A 20,032-nucleotide genomic window follows, 5' to 3' on the forward strand; every position below is an offset into this window, starting at 1 on the left:
CACGCTTATTGTGAATGCCAGAAATTACGCAATCCCCCTATGCCATCTTTTACAAAGGTAGGTATAGGGGGATTTGCATTTATAAGGAAATGATTTTTTTCAGGTTATTCTGCGTTTGCAAAATCACCAAAAATTCAGTATTGTAAAATAATGAAAAACGGATCAATTTATAAGGAGAATCAGTTTTTTGTATTTACTCTCATCTTCATATCCGCATTTTCCTTTTTGCTTTATTTAAATGCAACGCACGGCAGGTTTGTCTATGATGATTTTAAGATTATTGTGGAAAATTCCTTCGTTAAGGAATGGAGGTATCTGCCCAAAATCTTTACGAAAGATTATTTTTCTCTTTCAGGGGAGATGAGTTATCGCCCCCTTGTCACAATCTCATACTTTCTTGATTATGCCATCTGGCGCTTAAATCCCCTTGGATTTCACCTTACCAATGTCATCTTGCATACAGGAAATTCGGTACTTTTTTATCTTTTCCTTCGTACCATTTTAGACAACAATAAGATTGTTTTATTTTCAATTTTTTTCTTTGTCACACATCCTCTACTTGTGGAAACCGTAAATGCCGTCGGCTATCGGGAAGATCTCTTATCCGCAACCTTTCTCCTTGTCTCTCTTACTTATTTTATAAAATCCGATACCCTTCTTTATCGGGAAACCGGCAAAAAGAGTCGATTTATAGTTTATTATGCAATTTCTCTTGTAGCATATCTGTGCGCCCTTTTTTCAAAGGAAATGGCCATAACCCTTCCTAGCCTGCTTATGTTGTTTGTGGTATTTTCCGATCAAAGGCCATGGCCAGCCCTTGCGAGAAGATTTAAAGGAATCTATATAGGGTATCTTGCGATTTCCCTATTCTACATTGTAATTCGATTTATGGTATTCAGTAATCCGGCATTAAAAACTGCCTATCAACCCGGTGGTTTCTGGGTCAATGTCTTCACCATGATTACAATACTGGCGTCCTATATCAAACTATCATTCTTTCCGCTAAATCTTAATGCGGACTACATAGTCCCTCTTGCAACACATCCACTGGAAGCGTCATCTGTTATTTCCGTAACCTTCCTGATATCAATTTTTACCATATTTGCGATATTGTGCAAAACAAGGAATATGTTTGCCTGCTGGATGGTGTGGTTCTTTGTCACAATGCTGCCCGTTATGAATATCATTCCCATAGGGAACATCATGGCAGAGAGATATCTGTATATTCCGGTAATGGGATTTTGTGTGTTAAAGGGGATTCTCATTTATCGGATTACAGACCGTACCTTATCTACACGCGCCATTCCATTGAGGCAAATAGTACAGCTGGTCCTGGTGACCTTAATGATCGGGGGATATGGGGTTTCTATTATCTGGAAGAATGGGAATTGGCGGGACGAACTTACATTGTGGACGAAAACCATCGCCCGTTCCCCTGACAGCTATCGTGCCCATTGCAATTTGGGAAATGTATACATGGAAAGAGGTCTTATAGAACGGGCACAAATGGAATATCAGACTGCGTTAAACATAAACCCTAAAGATGCCAGTATTCATAGCAACCTTGGCGCAGTCTATAGCAAACAGGGCCTTATTGATAAGGCCTTTATAGAATACAAAGAAGCCATTCAACTGGACAGAAATTATGCGCAACCTCATAATAATCTGGGCAACATTTACTATAATCAGGGCTACCTTGACAAGGCAAGATCGGAGTATGAGGAGGCATTGAGGATAAAGCCGAACTATTCACATGCCCATAATGGGCTTGGCAGTATCTATGATTCAACTGGAGAACACGATAAGGCCATGGAGGAATTTCAGAAGTCCCTTTATTACGACAGCCGATACATACTTGCCCGGAACAATTTGGGTGTAAATTATGCAAGAAGAGGGCAGATATATGAAGCCGTTGCTGAGTTTAAAAAGGCTCTTGCGATTGACTCAAATCAGCCGCAAGGCCATTATAACTTGGGGCTTGCTTATGAAAAATTGGGAAAACAATCTGAAGCCATCAATGAATATAATATCGTAATTCGGCTCGATCCCAACAATCTCAATGCTCACTATGCACTCGGCAGTTTATACCGCGGATTGGGCCTGGCAGACAAGGCTATAGACGTATTCCAGAAAATTCTTATACGTAACCCAAACATCGTAAATGTTCACAAAAATCTCGTTTTTTTATACCTCGATAGCAAAAATGATAGAGAAATGTCTCAATATTATCTTAAGGAATTATTAAGGATTGATCCCTCTCAGGTGGAAAAAGAGGACATCAGGCAGGTCTTGAATCGTTTAAAATGATCATGTAAATGAATGTGGGCCCACAAGGATTCGAACCTTGGACACGCGGATTATGAGTCCGCTGCTCTGACCAGCTGAGCTATGGGCCCGTGCAGATAATGTAAAATTATAACAAAATCTTATCCCTTTTCAATTTCATTTTCAAATAGCCCATTCTGGCTTGTCTTTACCATGGCAAAATATCGGTAATGGTCATCTTATACCATGCTGGATCAATTCCCCCTAAGCCTATGGTGGTGTGGGATCTGTGGGTCTAAATCAATAATCAGCACCTTTTTCCCTTCCATAGCCAGTCCAGAAGCCATGTTTATGGTGGTAGTTTTACCTACTCCGCCCTTTTGGTTAATAATAGCGATAATTTTATTCAAAGATTAAGACATTTTTTACTATTTCATAAAGCGGAATCTCTTGAACAAACAACGGATTTGATTTTTGCAATGCCCTCGTTTCTATGCCATAAAGTAGATTTGTGCTTTCATATGTTCTTGTGTTTGACAGCATGGAATAATCCGTGCTTTAAATCAAACTGCGACCAGCAGAAGTACATAAGATCGGAAACTCTCAAGTCGTGCGATAAGCAAGTAGAGTTACAGTCGCGTTTCGGTGTTCACCCCTGGCGGTCTCAATCAGCTTATCAATCTCGGCACTTGACAAAAATTCACAACTCCTACGTTCTTGTTTTCACATTGCCGTTTTTTACACTTTTAATGCCAAACACCATTGGCCATACTACCACTCCAGAGTTTTATCTTGACCCTGACAAATCCTGGTGTATATTGTTTGCAGTTATAAAATATTGCGTTCCTACACACATGGAAATCCGGAAAAGTAGCAAAAGGCTGGATTCCTGTTCCCCAGGTTTCATGAGGACAAGTTTCGCAGAGATTGCCCCGTACTTGATACGGGGAATGATAATTCAGTTTTTTCACGATAAGTATCTTTCTCTAATGTCTTACACAACTCTTATATCCGCTTCCGAACTTTTCGATCAGATTGCTAATCCAGATTGGGTGATTATCGATTGTCGTTTTTCCCTGGATGATACGGAACGTGGCCGCCGGGATTACCTTCAAGCCCATATACCCGGCGCCGTCTATACACACTTAAACGAAGACTTGTCTGGTCCGATCATTCCCGGCAAGACCGGCCGCCATCCACTGCCAAAGCCTGAAACATTTGCCCAAACCTTGTCAAATTGGGGAATAGATGCTAAAGTTCAAGTTGTAGCCTATGACGATAAGGGCGGTGCAATGGCGGCAGCCCGACTATGGTGGCTGTTGCGATGGGTTGGTCATGATGCCGTTGCAATCCTGGACGGCGGTTGGCCACAATGGCAAAAGAAAGGTTACTCGGTAACAAGCGGTATTGAAACCCGAAAACCAAGGGTCTTTACCCCCAGAGTTCGAAACGACTTGTTGGTTAGTTCCGCTGATGTTTTGAAGATACTGCACAATCCAAACTTTCGTTTAATTGACTCACGGAGCGCAGACCGCTATCGTGGTGAAAACGAGACAATTGATCCGGTAGCTGGTCATATTCCAGGTGCTTTCTCTGCTCCTTTCGCCAATAATCTGGATTCGAACGGGTTGTTTATTTCCCAGGAAGATCTGAAAGACCGCTTTCAGGATTTGCTTGGTAATATACCACCTGAGCGTGCAGTTTTCTATTGCGGTTCAGGTGTCACCGCATCACACAACCTTCTTGCCTTAGCTCATGCAGGTTTTGGAGACGCCCGTTTATATGCTGGTTCATGGAGCGAATGGATCACCAACACGGATTATCCAATCACAAAGGGCACAGATTAAAAATCCCCGAACTAAAGAGGGGCCAATGAAACTGGATAGGCCTGTCCTTATTGAGGGACGTCAAAAAAACACACTACTGGTTTCTATCGATTTAATTATTAAAAACACCCGAAACAAGGTATTGTTAGGTTTGCGAAATGATGAATCCGTCAGAAGTTGTTGGTTCGTTCCTGGTTCTCGGATTTGCAAGATTGAATTTTATTTATTCGCATATATAATATTTTATTGAATTTTGTCTTTATTGTTGATATTATCTCTTTTTCGTTTTTATATACACATCTTAACATTTTTGGAGGATTCTATGGCAAATGGTTTTGCCGGGAAAAAGAAGCATCGGTTAAATAGGAAAAAATATCTCTTAAAAAGGCGCAGAAGGAAACACGAGAAGGTTTGATATGGAATTTATTTTCGCTTTTTGTGTAGGAATTCCCGTTATGGATTTTAGGGTTACAGGCGAACACGGGTTATTGTGGTTATTATGAGCTAGCAGAAAAGAAGGTAGATGTATAATTCATACCAACTCATCAATAAACATGGGCGGTAACATTCAGATCAGATAAATCACTTTTTTTCATTTGACAACTTTCCCTTACCATTGTTGTTTCCGTGCTGCTCTACTTGTATACTATCGGAAACAATTTTGTCTATGACGATAAGTTTATCGTTGTAAATAATTATCTGATAAGGTCGTGGCATAAGGTGTCTATAATCTTTTCAAGTGATTATTTCACGGGAGATGGTGGACTCAGTTATCGCCCATTTGTAACAGTATCCTATTTCTTGATTACTCCTTTTAGCGCCTCAATCCTGCTGGATATCATCTTACAAACCTATTTCTCCATAGCCTTAACACCGTCCTTTTATTCTTCTTTCTTTCTCGCCTCTTGAGCACGCTCGGCGGAACATACAAAGAATCGGGGGTTTTGCTCAATCATATTCCCAACCTAAGTCCAAAACATAGTATCGTAAATTCCTGTAATTTTAGCTTCATCGGAAATGTATATTTTAAAAAGGGCGCCCTTGATGCGGCTGTTCTTGGCAAAGGGAAGCTATCAATAAGATGATTGAAAAAATCGGGATAAAAAAATAGGGGCTTCATGACTTGCACGAAGCCCCCCTCTCGGTCACTCCTTGAGGAGTTGTATTAATTTGTCATCACCCCTTCGAGAAATCCTTCTAATTTCCTGCTTCGCAGTGGATGTTGCAGTTTGCGAATGGCAACGGTTTCGATTTGTCGTATGCGCTCCCTTGTTATGTTAAACCGTTCCCCAATTTCTTCCAACGTGTGGGTGTACCCGTCACCAATACCAAATCGCAGCTTAATCACCTCGCGTTCCCGATGATTCAGTGTGTTAAGTACTTTTTGTAACTGATCCTTAAGCAGTGATTGGTGAACAGCGGAGATTGGCGATTCCATCTTTTTGTCCTGGATAAAATCCTCAAACATCGTTTCACCATCGTCGCCAATTGGATTTTCTAATGATATAGGCTGAGACGCAATTCGGAATACCCGATAAACCTCTGAAACTGGAATTTTCGCTTCTTTTGCGATGGTCTCTAGTTTGGGTTTTTTGTCAAGGCATTCCTGCGAGTTCCTCAACACTTTGTTCGTCTTGTTGATTACATCCGTCATGTGTACCGGGATGCGTACCATCCTTGCCTTGTCATCTATTGCCCTGATAATCGCCTGCTTGATCCACCAAGTGGCATACGTGCTAAATTTAAAACCCATACGATAATCGTATTTATCAACAGCCCGCATCAGACCCGTGTTTCCTTCCTGAATAAGATCGTGGAAGACCATGCCGCGCTTCCTGTACTTTTTTGCAATACTCACCACCAGTCTCAGATTACCCTCAGAGAATCGATTCCTGGCAGATTCGTACTCATGGTAAATGGAATTCATAGAGTGAATAGCTTTCTTTGTTGCTTCGACGGTTTCCATTAACAAGATTTTTGTTTCGCTAGAATCGTGCAAAAGTTTCTTGTAGACTTCTTTTTTATAATGCGAACCTTGCGGGCTTTCTTTATACGATACTACTTCTGACAAAACGCTTAATAACTCCTTCATAACCGGCAATATCGTTTCTGCGCGGATGTGCATAGCCTCTAACTCTTTGATCGCCTTCCTCTTCCTGGAAGCTGCTTTTCTCAGGACTCTGGATTTTAAATTTTTGGAAACAATTCCCTTGTTCATTTTTTCATAGTCTTTTAGGTTTTTTTCAAGTGCGTCTTTGATTTTTTCAGCAACGCAATGAAGTTGCTCGACCGTTTCGTTTTTGCTTTGCTCTTTTGTTACCGCAGTCTCGACAAATTGGACAAGGTCCGATTCACTATCCAACTCCTCAAGTATACGTACGTATTTTTCCAGGGCATAATCAAATCCCAGTACCCTCCTGTGAAGCAACCGGCTCGTAATCTTTATCTTCTTTGCCAGATAGAGTTCTTCTTCACGAGATAACAATGGTAGGGATGACATCTCTTTCAAGTAAAGACGAACCGGGTCGTAATCCTTATATTTTATCCTTTGTTCAAGGACTTCCCCTTCGTTATTGTCCTCTTCGGCAACATAATTTTCATTCATTTCATCGGCTAGATGGTCGATTTTATATTCAAATTTATTCATAGGTAAATTTTCCTAGTTTGAATTGAGTTTTGTAAAATATCATATTTCCAACACATATAACACATATTACACACAAAATGTTTACACAAAGTAAATATTTTTGAGATAAATCATAAGTAATTATTGTTAATTGACTTATTGATGGTATATGTGCGTTTGCAAAGCCTGGCTGCGAAATTCTTTTGGCCCCTCATTTGCTAACTATGAAATCGCAGCAAAAAACGGGTTAGTCTACCTTATGAATAAAGACGAAGGGGTTGACTGTGTCCAAAGGGTGTCGCCAGAATCACAAAGTAATGTCTGTACATGTATTTTTGAACCCAACAGGCCCTCCTGCCTGTCGCTAAAATATTTTTATAGTATTAAATAAAACGTCATATTTTAAAAAGCATTATCTAAAAAATCTATTCAAAAATTAATAATCTACACTTTTTTATTGACATGTATGAATTATTTACATAATATTCTTAGGTTATTAACAATCATTTTTTATTTATAATTATAATAAATTATGGAAACTGTAGAAAAACTTACGAAAACACTGAGAAGCCACGGCATGAAGATTACTCCACAGAGGCTAATGATCTTCAAGATTTTAGAGAATAACACTTCCCATCCATCAGCGGAAGACGTTTATAAAAAGGTAAAAAAAATTTATCCTGCGGTATCGTTTACCACTATCTATAAGACTCTGGAAACGTTAAAGGAGTTGGGAGAAGTCAAAGAACTCACTATTGATGAAGACCGTAAGCATTACGACCCCAACACCAACATCCACCATCACGTAATCTGCTCTGCCTGTAAAAAAATACTCGATATTTTTGAGGATTTCTCATCGCATATCCAATTACCTGACTTCGTCAACAAGGATTACACAGTTACCGGGTTCCAGATATCCTTCTACGGCACCTGCAAAAAGTGCAACTAAGAATCGCTTCATTTTGAAATTCCTGAGCATTAAATCACGTTCGTACCACTATGAGAGTATTGCTTGGAGGCAGTAACAAGGCTACGAAACAGTGCAGCGTGGCAGGGATGCTCTGTCATACGTTCAGGATGCCACTGGACACCCACAAGAAATGGATGATCTTTGAGTTCGAAGGCCTCTGTTATGCCATCCTGGGTATGGGCTGTAGCTCGCAAACCCTTGCCCAATTTATTAATAGCCTGATGATGGACACTGTTTGTCTCGATACGCTCTGTCTCAACAATCTGATAGAGGAGAGAGTCTCTTTCTATAGCCACAGGATGGCTATAATGCACATTTTGCGAATCTTTATGGATAATAGTTGATATGCCCACTGATGGAATATCTTGTACAAGAGAGCCGCCTAAGACAACGTTTACAAGCTGAGCGCCGTAACATATGGCCAGAATGGGTTTTTTCATCTGCATGGCGACACGTACCAGGATATTATCGGAAATATCCTTGTCAGGATGAACACAAATGGTCTTTTTGTGTTGTTCCTCTCCATAGCGTTGAGGGGGTACGTCATTTCCACCGGTAAGGAGCAAGCCGTCCATCTTTTCCAAAAGGAGCCTCACAGTATTTTTGTCTTTAACAATAGGCAATAATAGTGGGATACCCTGCGCTGCAATGATAGCATCGCTATAGTCTCTATATGTAAAAGAGTACGGACGCTTACCTTCCTCTTCGTAATCGCAATTGATGCCAATGATTGGTTTCATATTCGAAAAAGTCTTTTGTGTTGAGAACCAGGTGATTGCCTAATGTACCCTATCCCGCCATGAGAAACGCATTCGTTTGAATTGTGCTCTGTTAGGGGAAATAGGAATTGTTTTAAACCGGTTGCTTGCATAGTGAAAGAGTTGAATTATTCTAGGTCTTTACCGGAAGGCGTGAAAATATAAGGACGTCAGATAGTCCTGGATAGTTATGGTATTGCGTGCAACTATGGATTTTACAGGAAACAACCAGTTCCATCTTTGATTTTCTGAGGTTTATTTCTACAGAATATATCGACTCAAATCCTCGTCTTTTGCTATAGCTTGTAATTTGTCCTCCACATACTTTGCATTGATAACTATCTCTGCGCCATCCATATCAGGGGCATCAAAAGAGGCATCTTCCACAAGTTTTTCCATTACGGTATGTAATCTTCGTGCACCAATATTCTGGGTGCGTTTGTTAACCTGTACAGCAATCTCCGCAATTGACTCAATAGCGTCATTCTCAAATCGTACCTTAATTCCCTCAGTTTCCAGAAGCGCCTTGTATTGTTTAACCAAGGCATTTTTGGGTTCAGTCAGGATACGTAAAAACTCCTCTTTTCCGAGATCTTCTAATTCAACACGAATGGGGAATCGTCCCTGCAGTTCAGGAATCAAATCCGAAGGTTTGGAAACATGAAATGCACCTGCGGCAATAAAAAGAATGCGGTCAGTCCTGACCATTCCGTATCTTGTATTTACCGTAGTACCATCCACAATCGGTAACAAATCTCTTTGTACACCCTCGCGGGATACGTCAGGGCCGTGTGCGGATTCTCTGCCTGCGATTTTGTCAATCTCGTCCACGAAGATAATTCCAAACTGTTCTGTTCTGCGAATCGCTTCCTGAATGACTTTTTCTCGGTCAATAAGCTTTTCTGCCTCTTCCTGTGTCAAAATCCTTTTTGCCTCAGCTACGGGGACCTTTCGTATTTGTGTGCGTGGCGGGATCATCTTTTCCAGCATGTTTTGGAAATCCATGCCCATTTCCTCAACCCCCGCAACAAAACCCTGGAGCACATAGGGTTTTTCGTGAGTGGTAAGTTCTACTATACGGTTTGAAAGCTCTCCGTCTTGCAATTTTTTGCGGAACTTCTCTCGTGTGCTTAAACGTTGTTCCTCGGCTTCGACATTGGTCGGTTCCGTACTTTTTGGCACTGGTGGCAATAACAAATCCAGGAGTCTCTCCTCCGCCATCTTTTCAGCCTTTTCCTGGACGGATTGTATCATTTCGGCCTTGACCATATTTACACCGATCTCGGTAATATCGCGTACCATAGATTCCACATCGCGTCCGTGGTAACCAACTTCCGTGTATTTTGATGCCTCAACTTTAAGAAAGGGCGCCTTGACGAGGGCCGCCATGCGTCTTGCAATCTCCGTTTTCCCTACGCCTGTGGGCCCTATCATGATAATATTTTTTGGTAAGACTTCTTCCCGCAATTCATCGGAAAGTTGGTGTCTGCGCCATCGGTTCCGGATGGCAATTGCCACGGCACGTTTAGCATTTTTTTGTCCGATGATGTATTTATCGAGTTCTTCTACGATCTTACGGGGTGTTAGTTCCTTCACTACCTGACCTCCTCCACCTTGATATTTTTATTGGTATATACACAAATGTCTGCCGCAATATTGAGGGACTCCGCTACGATCTCTTTTGCAGACAATGAGGTATGTTTCATCAATGCTCTGGCTGCTGCAATTGCATAAGAACCGCCGGAACCGATACCAATAATGCCGTCATCCGGTTCAATCACATCTCCACCACCCGAAATCAAAAACGAGTATTGTTTATCCACCACAACAAGCAGAGATTCCAGCCTCCTGAGTACCTTATCTGTTCGCCACTCCTTGGCTAGTTCGTGGGCACTGCGCAGGACATTTCCCTGATACTGTTCAAGTTTGGCATCAAATCTTTCCATAAGGGCAAAGGCGTCCGCAGATGAGCCGGCAAAACCCACAATGACCTTGTCATGGTAAAGCCGCCGAATCTTTTTCGCGTCCTGTTTTACTACTGCGGCATTCATGGTGACCTGACCATCGCCACCAATGGCGACATGCCCATTCTTTCGTACCGCTAAAATTGTTGTAGATACAATGACTGGTTTCAAATTCAAATCCTTTTTTATAATGACCGACTTAATTGTGATTACCGGGGAATTTCATTTTTGAATTAACCCACAAATAGTATCAATTTGCCTGAAAGTTATCAAGGCTTTTCTCATTTCTTAGTGTTTGACAAACAGCGGATCGGTCGTATAATAAAATCAGAATTACTCAATTATCTGACCTAAAAGTGACGTGTATCGTTAAAGGGATAAATAAGGGGCTGTGCGTCAATCCAGATTCGTTTTGAAAGGAGGTATGAGTCATGGTAGCCAAAGACATTATGAATAAGATAGTCACCGCGGCGAAGCGAAAGACGATCGGCAGGGATTTGGCCGTAAAATTATTGTCTGGCATGTATAGCGGATTGCCTGTTGTGGATGATGATGGAAAGGTCGTTGGGGTGGTAAGCGAATTTGATCTTTTGAAGGTGATAAGAACCGGGAAGTCGTTGGAACAGGTAACAGCAGGGGATATTATGTCAAAAAATCCTATATGCGTATCCGAAAATACTCCTGTCGAAGAGGTTATAGATCTTATGACTAAGCACAACATTATTCGCGTCCCTGTGGTGAGAAATGATACCCTGGTTGGTGTTATCTCCAGATGCGATATCCTCAGCAGTGTTGTGGAACCCGAGTTCGTAACGATTTATGCCGATTGAGGCAGATGGGGAACAAGGGGAAATTTTCGCAACGTTGCATTGCCGCATCACAAAAGAATTACTTCAGATTTTGGATTTCGAATCTGGTATAGAGAAATCATTCGGAATAGCAATCAATTCCGAAAACTTACAAAAAAGAAGTTTTTACAACGTAATACGGTAACCTTGCCAAGCAAAGATCAAGCATGAAAAGAATCTTCATACCTGTTAGTATTATTTTTTGTGCCTGTATTTCAGCCTGTAACTCCTCGAAATACAGGATTTATCAGGATTGTAGGCACATCGAAAGCACGCCTTCTTCCGTCACTGAGATATTGCATTATGACATTGATGTTGTAAAAAGAATGATGCAGGTCTTGGAAAGTGCTTCGAATTGTCTTGATAAAGACAGACCCGTTTCTCAAGAGATTTTTGCTGATATTGTAGAAGTCATTTCCGGATTTTCTGATAAACACCATCAGGAGAAGGAAGATAAAGTACTTTTCCCTGTGCTAAAGGTAAAGGATGAAGGTAAAAAGAAGGATTTCCTGGGGAGGTTACTTATGGAGCATGTATCCGCACGTGATGAAATAAGAAATTTGGCTAAAGCAATCAATACTATCCATCACGGTACAAAGGCAAAAAAGAAGATCGCCAAAATAGCCCGTTCCTATATCAGGCATATGGAAAAGCACATAGAAATGGAGGAAAGAATCCTTTTCCCCTGGATAAACAAGACCTTGTCCACCGATGAGCACATGATGTTAATAAAAAAATTTGAAGCTATGGAAAAAGAAGATATTGAATCTGGTGTACATGAAAAATATACCGTCATGATCGAAAGGCTTGAGCAACAATTGATGTTTTGCTCGGATAGAGAATAATAGGGAGGCGTTTACAAGTGTACGAAAGATCGGGAATTACTTGAGCGAATTACGGTCAATTCCGAGGTCATGGTTGGCAATTCCGTTCGCAGGGAAGGTGTTAGACGGTTGAGTATGCTCTGAACCCATTATTCAAAGAAAGGCCTGGTTTAGATTCTTCATGCAATGGAGGTTTAGAGATTTCAAATTCAAAAGGTTCATGTAATGATGAACGGTTTTTGGGAAAACATATTTAAGAAGGCGGGGGATAACGAAGACAACGTCCTCAAATTGCTCAGGGAAATCCCGATTCTCGATGATCTTTCCGACGAAGAACTCAGAGAATTTGAACGTATTGCTCATCACCGGTATTTTGAAACCAACGAGCATATTTTTTGGGAAGGCGAGCCGGGCGTTGGAATGTATATTGTCAAAAAGGGCGTGGTGAAAATTTACAAGGCATCGGCAGATGGGAAGAATGATGCCCTTGCAATCCTGAAGGATGGTGACTTTTTTGGCGAGTTGGCGTTACTAGACGAATCACCGCGCAGCGCCTCTGCAATTGCTATGGAAGTATGTCATATCCTGGGATTTTTCAGGCCAGAATTTTTTAGTGTGCTTGAACGGAAGCCGCGGCTCGGCCTCAAAGTGGCAATGAAACTTGCCAGAATTATCGGCAAGCGCTTGCGTGTTACCAGCGCTGAACTTCAATCCATCACCACCAGATTGCATAAGCCAGAAAACCTGACGAAGATAATTCTAAACGGAATAGAGCAATCAGGCAGAGGTGGAACCAAAGAAACTAAAAAATAAATTTTTAGGGACAGTACGCTATCATGAAGTCCTCTCAACGTACTATTACCATCCACATAAACGGGCGTTTTTTCTCTCAATTAATCAAGTGGTTTCTTGTTCTTCTGGCACTTGGGTTTGCCATCACATCTTTTATTGTAATGAAGCACTTGTCAGTCGCATTTATTGTCTCTGTTTTACTGGCATTTCTTCTGGAGCCGATCGTCCTTGCTATTGAAAACCACGATGTCAATCGCACCTGGTCTGTTGTTATTGTCTTTGTTTCAATTGCAGCAATTACTGCGTTTGGAGTTGTATTCTTGTTGCCGGGCATATCGGCTGAATTTCAATCCATATCCGCGTATCTGCAACTGAAGCCTCCTTCTGTTCTTACCGCTGAACTCGAGGCGACGATTGATAGCAAATTTCCTCTTATGAAACGGCATGGGTTGTCTCACGAAATAGCTGTATACCTCCAGCACGGTCTTGATGATTTGATCAAGGAAAGCATTGATATCCTTTTTGAATTTGTCCATATCGTCTCCATGATTTTTATCGTCCCCGTCTCCACTTTTTTCCTCCTCAAAGACGGTCGTCAAATTAAGAAAACTTTCATACAATTCGTGCCAAATCGTTATTTCGAGATGACGCTAAGTGTGATTCACAAGATTAGTCAACAAGTGGGTTCGTACATTCGCGGTCAGCTCCTTGACGCGCTCATTGTCGGCATTCTCTCAAGTATTATCCTACACGTATTACATGTTCGTTATGCTTTTCACATTGGCATTCTCGCAGGCTGCGCTAATATCATTCCACACTTCGGACCAATCTTTGGCGCTGTTCCTGCTATATTCATTGCACTTATGGACACGGGTTCGCTTGGACAAGTTATTGTGGTGACATTCTGCTTTGCGGGCATTCAACTATTCGACTATCTCTTCATCTCACATATGGTGATCTTCAAGAGAATCCACATACATCCCCTCATTGTAGTTGTCGTTGTTCTTGTTGGCGGCTATTTGATGGGGGTCATAGGGATGTTTGTATCTTTGCTGCTTTTCAGTATTTTGAAAGTAGCCGTGATGGAACTCGTGTGGAGTTTCAGGCATTATCACATCTTCGGACGTTCTCAACGGTTCCTGTCAGAGAACAGCAATGAGTGACAATTTCCATAAGAAGACAGGGGAACAACAACCCATTTTTAATCATAATAAATCATGGTCTCTTTGGAGAATTCCTCTTTAAAATAATCCTAGAATTTGACAAAAAATACTGCTAAACTAAAACAAGTAAATCCTTGTTTCATAAATTTTGATTCCTTGCCCGGTAGTCAGAATTGTAACAAGAGTCATAAAACCGCCATGAATCCTGCCTTGAAAGAAGGATTCACGGTTTTTTTGGAGCAGACAACCATTTTCCCTTCTATCAGGGAAATTCAGAAGACCCGTGCCTGAAGAAAAAACTCGAAAACGAAAAGGGATCGTACATATTAATCATGAATACTGCAAGCGTTGCGGCATCTGTGTGAATTTCTGCCCTGTCAAAAATCTGGAGATTCGACAGCAGAAATTAACGGAATTAGAGAGGTGTATTGCTTGCAGGATGTGTCAGCGATACTGTCCTGACATTGCTATTGAAATTGAGGAGATAGATGCCGAAACAGTTATTACAGGGAAATCAGGCAATCGCAATGGCGGCTGAGGTCGCTGGACTAAAATTTTTTGCAGGTTATCCCATTACGCCTGCTTCTGAGATTATTCATGAAATGGTCAACAAGAAGCACATCAAAGTACTCCAGATGGAGGATGAAATCGCCTCCATCAACGCTATTATCGGTGCTTCGCTGGCTGGCCTCAAGGCAATGACAGCAACCTCCGGACCGGGCTTTTCCCTGATGCAGGAAAGTATCGGACTTGCCCACATGATGGAAGTGCCGCTCGTGATCGTCAATGTTCAAAGGGTAGGCCCGAGCACCGGCATGCCCACCTTGCCGGCACAGGGAGATGTTATTCAATGCATACACGGTAGTCACGGAGATTACTTTCCTATCGTATTTTATCCCAATTCCGTTTTAGAACTCTACAAATACACTATTGCAGCATTCAATGCCGCAGAAGAATCATTGAGCCCCATTATTCTCCTGAGCGATGGATATATCAGCCACCTTTACGAAACCATTATTCCTCATAGGGATTTTGAGATCAGGAAACGTAACCGTCCACCTCTGGGCACAGGTAATCGGCATTTTACGGGACTATCCCACGAAGACTCTGTGCCAAAGACTTCTGATGTTGATAATTACAGGCGGCTGATTACCCGTTTACAAGAAAAACAACAACTGGCGGCCCAACGGTACAACCACTATGAATATCTCGAATGTGGTAAGGAGACCGACACACTTCTCATATCGTACGGAGCGCTTTCCCGGATAGCTTATTATTTTAAAAATAATTTTGCGCTCTACAGACCCGTGCGTCTATTTCCTATTGTTGAAGAGATCAAGATTATCGCATCCAGATACAAACGAATCCTTATTATGGAGATGAATACAGGACAATATGCCCACGAAATCGAGCGCATATTACATCGTGAGGTGGAGTTCATACCGATTCTGGGTGGCCGCATTGACCTGAAGGAAATAAAGCAAAAAATATATGAACAAAGATAGCCATTTTAAACGTTATCTGAAGCTCGATTTGCTGCCAACGCCATGGTGTCCGGGTTGCGGGAATGGAATTGTTCTGAAAACTATATGCCAGGCCTTTGATGAACTTGACCTGCCCAAGGAGGGTACCGTAGTCATTTCTGGAATTGGATGTTCGGGCAGGAGTGCCGGTTTCTTCGATCTGGATTCGGTTCATACCGCACATGGCAGGGCTATCCCTGTAGCCGAAGGCATTAAATATGCAAACGATGCCCTGAATGTCGTTGTAGTAAGCGGGGATGGTGACTTGCTTGGTATCGGTGGCAACCACTTGTTACATGCTATACGAAGAAATACACACATTACCGTCATCTGTTACGCAAACGAAATTTATGGTATGACAGGCGGCCAGGTCTCACCAACCACTCCCCACAGCACAAAGACCCTGACCACACCCGATGGCAATCCGGATTATCCTGCCGATGTACAGTTTCTGTTCAAACACTATAATGGTTATTTTGCCCGCACCACAGCTTATCACCTGAATCACATGAAGAAATGTATTGTGGAGGCATTACAATTCAAGGGCTTTTCTTTTGTAGAGGCAAGGACGATGTGCATCGTCAATTACGGGCGCCGCCTGGGTTACAAGAACTCCAACGAAATGCTTGTGCACTACAAGGAATTTTACAAGATCAACGACTACGCGGAAGAGCTGGCTCAAGATGAGATCGGGATTTTAAAAAGTACTCCGGTATCTTGAGCGTAAGGAATTTTAAAAGCTGCGGTTGTAGAGCGACGGCCTCGTCTCTCTACATTGAGAAAATCGAATGCCTAATTTAAGTATATATTGGCTGGATGACAGATTCCCAAGTCCTGGTTTTGAAAATTGCTTGGCAGCAAAACGGGCGTCTTGTGAAAAATTGCAGTCACAAATAGAGTTTAAGAACGAGTTGTAAAATTATACGTGGATTTCTTCGCTGGTTTAATCTGCAAGATTAAACCAGCCTTGAAGTTGTTGAAACTAGCTTAAAAATTCCTAACAATTAAGTTATACCTGTATTTCTTCAAACCCCTTTAGTCGATAATTAATCTCCCCAAGTCCCTGTTCATGGGATTCCCTGATGTAACCTACATCCGTAGGTTGCATACCAAACAAGGTGGCACCGTAAGCATCCGCAGCGACTGGGTCTGTACTCACGATGATGCGACGTGCACGTTCTGCAGAATTATCAACGTCATCCAGCCTCCCTCCGGTAGGCCCGTGATTTTTCAGTATTCGAAAGGCATCGAGTACGGTCAGGTCTACTTTAAGGAATTTATTGAGATCGGCAATCTTGGGGTGTATATCGGTATGGAGACTGCCCCGGTCACCTCCGATCATACCAAAAACATTTTTGAGTCCCATAGAAAGCCTTGAAGTGCCGTGTTGTTTTGCAATGGGCACATTGATAAGCACATCTACTTCATTGGCATAGACCATTTCTTCGTAAAAAGGCCAGGATTTTAAAATCTTGCCATCAGGAATCGTAAATTCCTGGAAACGGTTCTTGTCAAGATAGGTAACCTCAGCACCGGCATGGCGGGCAGCTGTGGCAATACCGCTGTTGTTGTAAGAAGGTTCTGGATTCGAGGAACAGGTATGGTCCATGATCTTTACCCGACTTGCCCCGGCCTCCCGGCACAATTCCACAAGGGCTGCCACTACATAAGGGTTGGTGTTGGCGGCAAATTCCGGCCTTTGATTCCAGGCAATATTGGGCTTAATAATTACCCTGTCACCTTTGGAAACGAGTTTGTCCATGCCGCCCAGGGCATTCATGGCACGACGTACCATCTCTTTTATGGTAACGGGTTCGTCTGCAAGGTCAGAGACGTTTCCATGCACCACAACCAGTCCCGGTTTTAAGTGGTGTTCCTTGAACTTTTTTACGGCTGGACTTCTCTTGATGGCACCTAAATAGGATACACCATAAATACCAGCGCCCACCGCAATACTAGTCTTGAGAAAGGTCCTGCGGGAAATTTTGGTATCACTGGGCATAGTTGAATCTCTATAATCAGAAATCAAAAAAACAAAGAGGATGTAAAGAATCATCGATAAAAATTTTTAACTATATCAATTCGATTTAGTCTTTATTATCTCAAATCTTATCGCAAAAAATCAAATTTTTTACTATCAAACAAAATACTGCGCACATTGAGTAAATTCTGTAGCCACTGTGTCACATAGGTTTTTTTGAAAAAAGGTCTCCGCATCCCTGTATTCCTCAGTGCCTCTGTTCTGATACAAGCTGGTAGACTGGAGGCAGTGCCTCCAGCCCCCAGTCGTCGCCAGATACATTGGACAACGACCAATGCATCCTTTTAAACCATACGTCTTTCTCGTAGTTGGCGACCCCAATAGCGTTGCTCTATACCAGAGAAAAGTAAAGTATCATGCCTTAGCGCACACCTTAAGAAATTCTCTTTCAAATGAGAGTAACCCCAATTTGAAGAAACGGTGAGTAGGGAAACGTTTGTTGTCAGTTCTCCACTTTCTTGAGAACTTGAAGCATCGAAGCCTCATCCGTACCCAACAGTCTAATGAGCGATCAAGTTTCTTCACATCGCCCAGTCGAAAGTAATTGACATGTCCCCGTATCACAGGGTTTAATCTATCAATGAGCGTGCCCAACGAAGGGTAGTGCCTACTAACGGGTGCAAGTCCCGTCATGGCAAAAGCCGGAAGCCATGTAGCTTGGATGGCATGGGGTGATGGAAACGTTACCTTTTGAAGCCCATCGACAAAGTGTCGCAAGGCGGCATGAGCAACTATCCGGGTTGTAACGAGAGTGAACGTAGAAGTAGCCTCGTAAAGATTGATATCCACTGGCCGAACCTCTTCAATTTAGGTGAAGGCAGAACCGATGTATTGATACTGGCGTGACGATACAAAGGCGGTGGCGGGGTAGCAGCGGCGACACGGATGGAAAGAGGAGCTATCAACTGGGGAAACCCTCCTTGTCCCTTGCGGAAACGTAAGGAGCAAATGTATGCCTTATAAGTTAAAAGGCGAAGTGGGCAGAAAGACAAGAGGGTGGTGGATGAGTCCGTAGTAGTGAAGATGGCAAGGACAGCATAACCTTGCCGGAGCGAAGGGGCTCTGCTGTATCTAAATCTTTCTTTAGAGGTGAGGCAGGGAAGAATGACAAATGCTTCCATAAGTCTGCAGGAACTGAGGAGGAAGATATACATCAAGGCGAAGACCGACAAGCACGGGAGGTTTTGGGGATTATACTGTCATATCAGCAAGGATGAACTTCTGAGAGAAGCCTATCGACTGGCAAAGGCCAACGATGGAGTACCTGGAATCGATGGGAAGGACTTTGAGGACATCGAGAGGGAAGGACTGGAAGGATTTCTGGAAGGGATAAGGCAGGAACTCCTCGAACGGACGTACCGGCCGTTGCCCAACAGACGGGTAGAGATACCGAAAGGCAACGGCAAGACCCGAACCCTTGGAATACCGACGATAAGAGATCGGGTAGTCCAAGGGGCACTGAAGCTCATACTTGAGCCGATATTTGAGGCAGATTTCAAGGACTGTTCCTATGGGTACAGACCGAAGCGTCATGCACATCAGGCGATAGATCGGGTGACAAAAGGCATACTCCACGGATTGACCAGAGTAGTGGATGTAGACTTGAGCGGATATTTTGACAACATAAGGCATCACAAACTGTTGGAAAAAATAGCCAGGAGGGTGCAGGATGATGACATTCTGCATCTTTTAAAACTCATCCTCAATGCGAACGGGCGGAAGGGAGTGCCGCAGGGTGGAGTGATATCTCCGCTACTATCGAACATCTACCTGAACGAAGTGGATGAGATGATGGAACGGGCACGGGAAGTAACCCGACGTAAAGGATATGATAACCTTGGCTTTATACGGAGTGCGGACGATATGGTCATACTCGTGCACGGGCATCCGAAAGAGGACTGGTTGCTCCAGAAAGTACAGAAACGACTCAAGGAAGAGCTGGACAACTTAGAGGTTGAAATGAATCTGGAGAAGACGAAGGTAGTAGACCTCAAAAAGGGAGGTAGTTTCAGCTTTTTGGGATTTGATATACGCCTGAACCGCAATTGGAAAAGCAAGATCTATGTCAGCAAGACGCCGCGGAAGAAGAAGTGCATTGAAATCGGCAAGAGAATAAGAGCAGTGCTCAAGGCAAACTGGAACAAGCCTTTAAAAGAAGTAATTCAGGCAGTAAATGCAGTAATACGAGGTTGGGTGAATTACTTTCGGATAGGCAATAGCAACAGTACTTTCTGTAAAGTGAGGAATTATACTGAGAAGAAGGTGAGACGGTTTGTCACGAAGAGGAAGAAACGCAAGGGCTTCGGCTGGAAGCGGTGGAGTAGGGAGGTAATATATCAGGAATGGGGATTGTATAATGATTATCGAATACAATACTTACACCCGAAAACAGCTTCATGTCGATAGGTGTATAATGCCTTGCTGAGAAGGGA

General features: G+C 42.6%; 17 protein-coding genes, 1 tRNA gene and 1 pseudogene. 11 read left to right on the forward strand and 8 right to left on the reverse strand.

From position 1 onward, the window contains the following. Nucleotides 1-150 precede the first annotated feature (150 nt). Nucleotides 151-2,307, forward strand: coding sequence for a tetratricopeptide repeat protein (locus tag BROSI_RS14285; protein WP_052564471.1), 2,157 nt, complete (start codon nt 151-153; stop codon nt 2,305-2,307). A gap of 15 nt (nt 2,308-2,322) precedes the next feature. On the opposite strand, the gene BROSI_RS14290 is transcribed toward BROSI_RS14285, so the two are convergent. Both BROSI_RS14290 and BROSI_RS19230 read right to left on the reverse strand, forming a co-directional pair. Then, a tRNA-Ile gene (locus BROSI_RS14290) sits at nt 2,323-2,396 on the reverse strand. 156 nt (nt 2,397-2,552) lie between these two features. Further along, nucleotides 2,553-2,675, reverse strand: a pseudogene (locus BROSI_RS19230) (ParA family protein); the annotation flags it as partial. A gap of 579 nt (nt 2,676-3,254) precedes the next feature. Here BROSI_RS19230 and BROSI_RS14295 point away from each other — a divergent pair. Continuing rightward, complete coding sequence (locus BROSI_RS14295; RefSeq protein WP_052565863.1) at nt 3,255-4,112, forward strand: sulfurtransferase; 858 nt, start codon at nt 3,255-3,257, stop codon at nt 4,110-4,112. Nucleotides 4,113-5,256: 1,144 nt separating this feature from the next. On the opposite strand, the gene BROSI_RS14305 is transcribed toward BROSI_RS14295, so the two are convergent. After that, nucleotides 5,257-6,738: an RNA polymerase sigma factor RpoD/SigA gene (locus tag BROSI_RS14305; protein WP_052564473.1), complete on the reverse strand. Its 1,482-nt coding sequence runs from the start codon at nt 6,736-6,738 to the stop codon at nt 5,257-5,259. A gap of 511 nt (nt 6,739-7,249) precedes the next feature. Here BROSI_RS14305 and BROSI_RS14310 point away from each other — a divergent pair. Then, the gene (locus BROSI_RS14310) at nt 7,250-7,666 is read left to right on the forward strand and encodes a Fur family transcriptional regulator (protein WP_052564474.1); all 417 of its coding nucleotides are present in this window, start codon (nt 7,250-7,252) and stop codon (nt 7,664-7,666) included. Between the two features lie 29 nt (nt 7,667-7,695). Here the strand turns inward: BROSI_RS14310 and BROSI_RS14315 are convergent, their stop codons facing one another. The 3 genes from BROSI_RS14315 to hslV all read right to left on the reverse strand — a co-directional run bounded on the left by BROSI_RS14315 (nt 7,696) and on the right by hslV (nt 10,580). Then, complete coding sequence (locus BROSI_RS14315) at nt 7,696-8,427, reverse strand: gamma-glutamyl-gamma-aminobutyrate hydrolase family protein (RefSeq protein WP_052564475.1); 732 nt, start codon at nt 8,425-8,427, stop codon at nt 7,696-7,698. Nucleotides 8,428-8,706: 279 nt separating this feature from the next. Beyond that, nucleotides 8,707-10,041 carry an ATP-dependent protease ATPase subunit HslU gene (gene hslU, locus BROSI_RS14320; RefSeq protein ID WP_052564476.1) on the reverse strand — a complete coding sequence of 445 codons (1,335 nt, stop codon included), beginning with the start codon at nt 10,039-10,041 and terminating at the stop codon, nt 8,707-8,709. Then, nucleotides 10,041-10,580 carry an ATP-dependent protease subunit HslV gene (hslV, locus tag BROSI_RS14325; RefSeq protein ID WP_052564477.1) on the reverse strand — a complete coding sequence of 180 codons (540 nt, stop codon included), beginning with the start codon at nt 10,578-10,580 and terminating at the stop codon, nt 10,041-10,043. The genes hslU and hslV overlap by 1 nt, the downstream gene beginning before the upstream one ends. A 260-nt stretch (nt 10,581-10,840) precedes the next feature. On the opposite strand from hslV, the gene BROSI_RS14330 reads away from it, so the two are divergent. The 7 genes from BROSI_RS14330 to BROSI_RS14360 all read left to right on the forward strand — a co-directional run bounded on the left by BROSI_RS14330 (nt 10,841) and on the right by BROSI_RS14360 (nt 16,280). Then, nucleotides 10,841-11,239, forward strand: coding sequence for a CBS domain-containing protein (locus BROSI_RS14330; RefSeq protein ID WP_052564478.1), 399 nt, complete (start codon nt 10,841-10,843; stop codon nt 11,237-11,239). Between the two features lie 185 nt (nt 11,240-11,424). Then, on the forward strand, nt 11,425-12,102 hold the full coding sequence (locus BROSI_RS14335; RefSeq protein ID WP_052564479.1) for a hemerythrin domain-containing protein: 678 nt from the start codon (nt 11,425-11,427) through the stop codon (nt 12,100-12,102). Nucleotides 12,103-12,306: 204 nt separating this feature from the next. Next, nucleotides 12,307-12,894 (forward strand): cyclic nucleotide-binding domain-containing protein, encoded by a 588-nt coding sequence (locus BROSI_RS14340; RefSeq protein ID WP_052564480.1) that lies wholly within the window; start codon nt 12,307-12,309, stop codon nt 12,892-12,894. Between the two features lie 23 nt (nt 12,895-12,917). Further along, nucleotides 12,918-14,036 carry an AI-2E family transporter gene (locus tag BROSI_RS14345; protein ID WP_052564481.1) on the forward strand — a complete coding sequence of 373 codons (1,119 nt, stop codon included), beginning with the start codon at nt 12,918-12,920 and terminating at the stop codon, nt 14,034-14,036. A 283-nt stretch (nt 14,037-14,319) separates the two neighbouring features. Then, nucleotides 14,320-14,574 (forward strand): 4Fe-4S dicluster domain-containing protein, encoded by a 255-nt coding sequence (locus BROSI_RS14350; protein WP_052564482.1) that lies wholly within the window; start codon nt 14,320-14,322, stop codon nt 14,572-14,574. Continuing rightward, complete coding sequence (locus BROSI_RS14355) at nt 14,525-15,541, forward strand: hypothetical protein (RefSeq protein WP_082059224.1); 1,017 nt, start codon at nt 14,525-14,527, stop codon at nt 15,539-15,541. Before BROSI_RS14350 ends, BROSI_RS14355 begins: the two co-directional genes overlap by 50 nt. Beyond that, nucleotides 15,528-16,280, forward strand: coding sequence for a thiamine pyrophosphate-dependent enzyme (locus BROSI_RS14360; protein ID WP_052564484.1), 753 nt, complete (start codon nt 15,528-15,530; stop codon nt 16,278-16,280). Before BROSI_RS14355 ends, BROSI_RS14360 begins: the two co-directional genes overlap by 14 nt. A gap of 288 nt (nt 16,281-16,568) precedes the next feature. Here BROSI_RS14360 and BROSI_RS14365 read toward each other — a convergent pair whose 3' ends face one another. Both BROSI_RS14365 and BROSI_RS20565 read right to left on the reverse strand, forming a co-directional pair. Beyond that, a complete protein-coding gene (locus BROSI_RS14365; protein WP_052564485.1) occupies nt 16,569-17,561 on the reverse strand; it encodes a DUF362 domain-containing protein in 993 nt (330 codons plus the stop codon). A gap of 393 nt (nt 17,562-17,954) precedes the next feature. After that, nucleotides 17,955-18,389, reverse strand: coding sequence for a group II intron maturase-specific domain-containing protein (locus tag BROSI_RS20565; protein WP_052564486.1), 435 nt, complete (start codon nt 18,387-18,389; stop codon nt 17,955-17,957). A 315-nt stretch (nt 18,390-18,704) separates the two neighbouring features. On the opposite strand from BROSI_RS20565, the gene ltrA reads away from it, so the two are divergent. Next, nucleotides 18,705-20,006, forward strand: coding sequence for a group II intron reverse transcriptase/maturase (gene ltrA / locus BROSI_RS14375; protein WP_052564487.1), 1,302 nt, complete (start codon nt 18,705-18,707; stop codon nt 20,004-20,006). Nucleotides 20,007-20,032: the final 26 nt, after the last annotated feature.

The sequence above is a fragment of the Candidatus Brocadia sinica JPN1 genome, assembly GCF_000949635.1.
Taxonomy (GTDB): Bacteria; Planctomycetota; Brocadiia; order Brocadiales; family Brocadiaceae; genus Brocadia; species Brocadia sinica.

Coding starts and splice junctions, on each gene's coding strand:
- BROSI_RS14315 (WP_052564475.1), bottom strand. CDS start 8,427: ATGAAACCAATCATTGGCATCAATTGCGATTACGAAGAGGAAGGTAAG.
- BROSI_RS14305 (WP_052564473.1), bottom strand. CDS start 6,738: ATGAATAAATTTGAATATAAAATCGACCATCTAGCCGATGAAATGAAT.
- BROSI_RS14335 (WP_052564479.1), top strand. CDS start 11,425: ATGAAAAGAATCTTCATACCTGTTAGTATTATTTTTTGTGCCTGTATT.
- BROSI_RS14310 (WP_052564474.1), top strand. CDS start 7,250: ATGGAAACTGTAGAAAAACTTACGAAAACACTGAGAAGCCACGGCATG.
- ltrA (WP_052564487.1), top strand. CDS start 18,705: ATGACAAATGCTTCCATAAGTCTGCAGGAACTGAGGAGGAAGATATAC.
- BROSI_RS14345 (WP_052564481.1), top strand. CDS start 12,918: ATGAAGTCCTCTCAACGTACTATTACCATCCACATAAACGGGCGTTTT.
- BROSI_RS14355 (WP_082059224.1), top strand. CDS start 14,525: ATGCCGAAACAGTTATTACAGGGAAATCAGGCAATCGCAATGGCGGCT.
- BROSI_RS14360 (WP_052564484.1), top strand. CDS start 15,528: ATGAACAAAGATAGCCATTTTAAACGTTATCTGAAGCTCGATTTGCTG.
- BROSI_RS14285 (WP_052564471.1), top strand. CDS start 151: ATGAAAAACGGATCAATTTATAAGGAGAATCAGTTTTTTGTATTTACT.
- BROSI_RS14365 (WP_052564485.1), bottom strand. CDS start 17,561: ATGCCCAGTGATACCAAAATTTCCCGCAGGACCTTTCTCAAGACTAGT.
- BROSI_RS14295 (WP_052565863.1), top strand. CDS start 3,255: ATGTCTTACACAACTCTTATATCCGCTTCCGAACTTTTCGATCAGATT.
- BROSI_RS14340 (WP_052564480.1), top strand. CDS start 12,307: ATGATGAACGGTTTTTGGGAAAACATATTTAAGAAGGCGGGGGATAAC.
- BROSI_RS14330 (WP_052564478.1), top strand. CDS start 10,841: ATGGTAGCCAAAGACATTATGAATAAGATAGTCACCGCGGCGAAGCGA.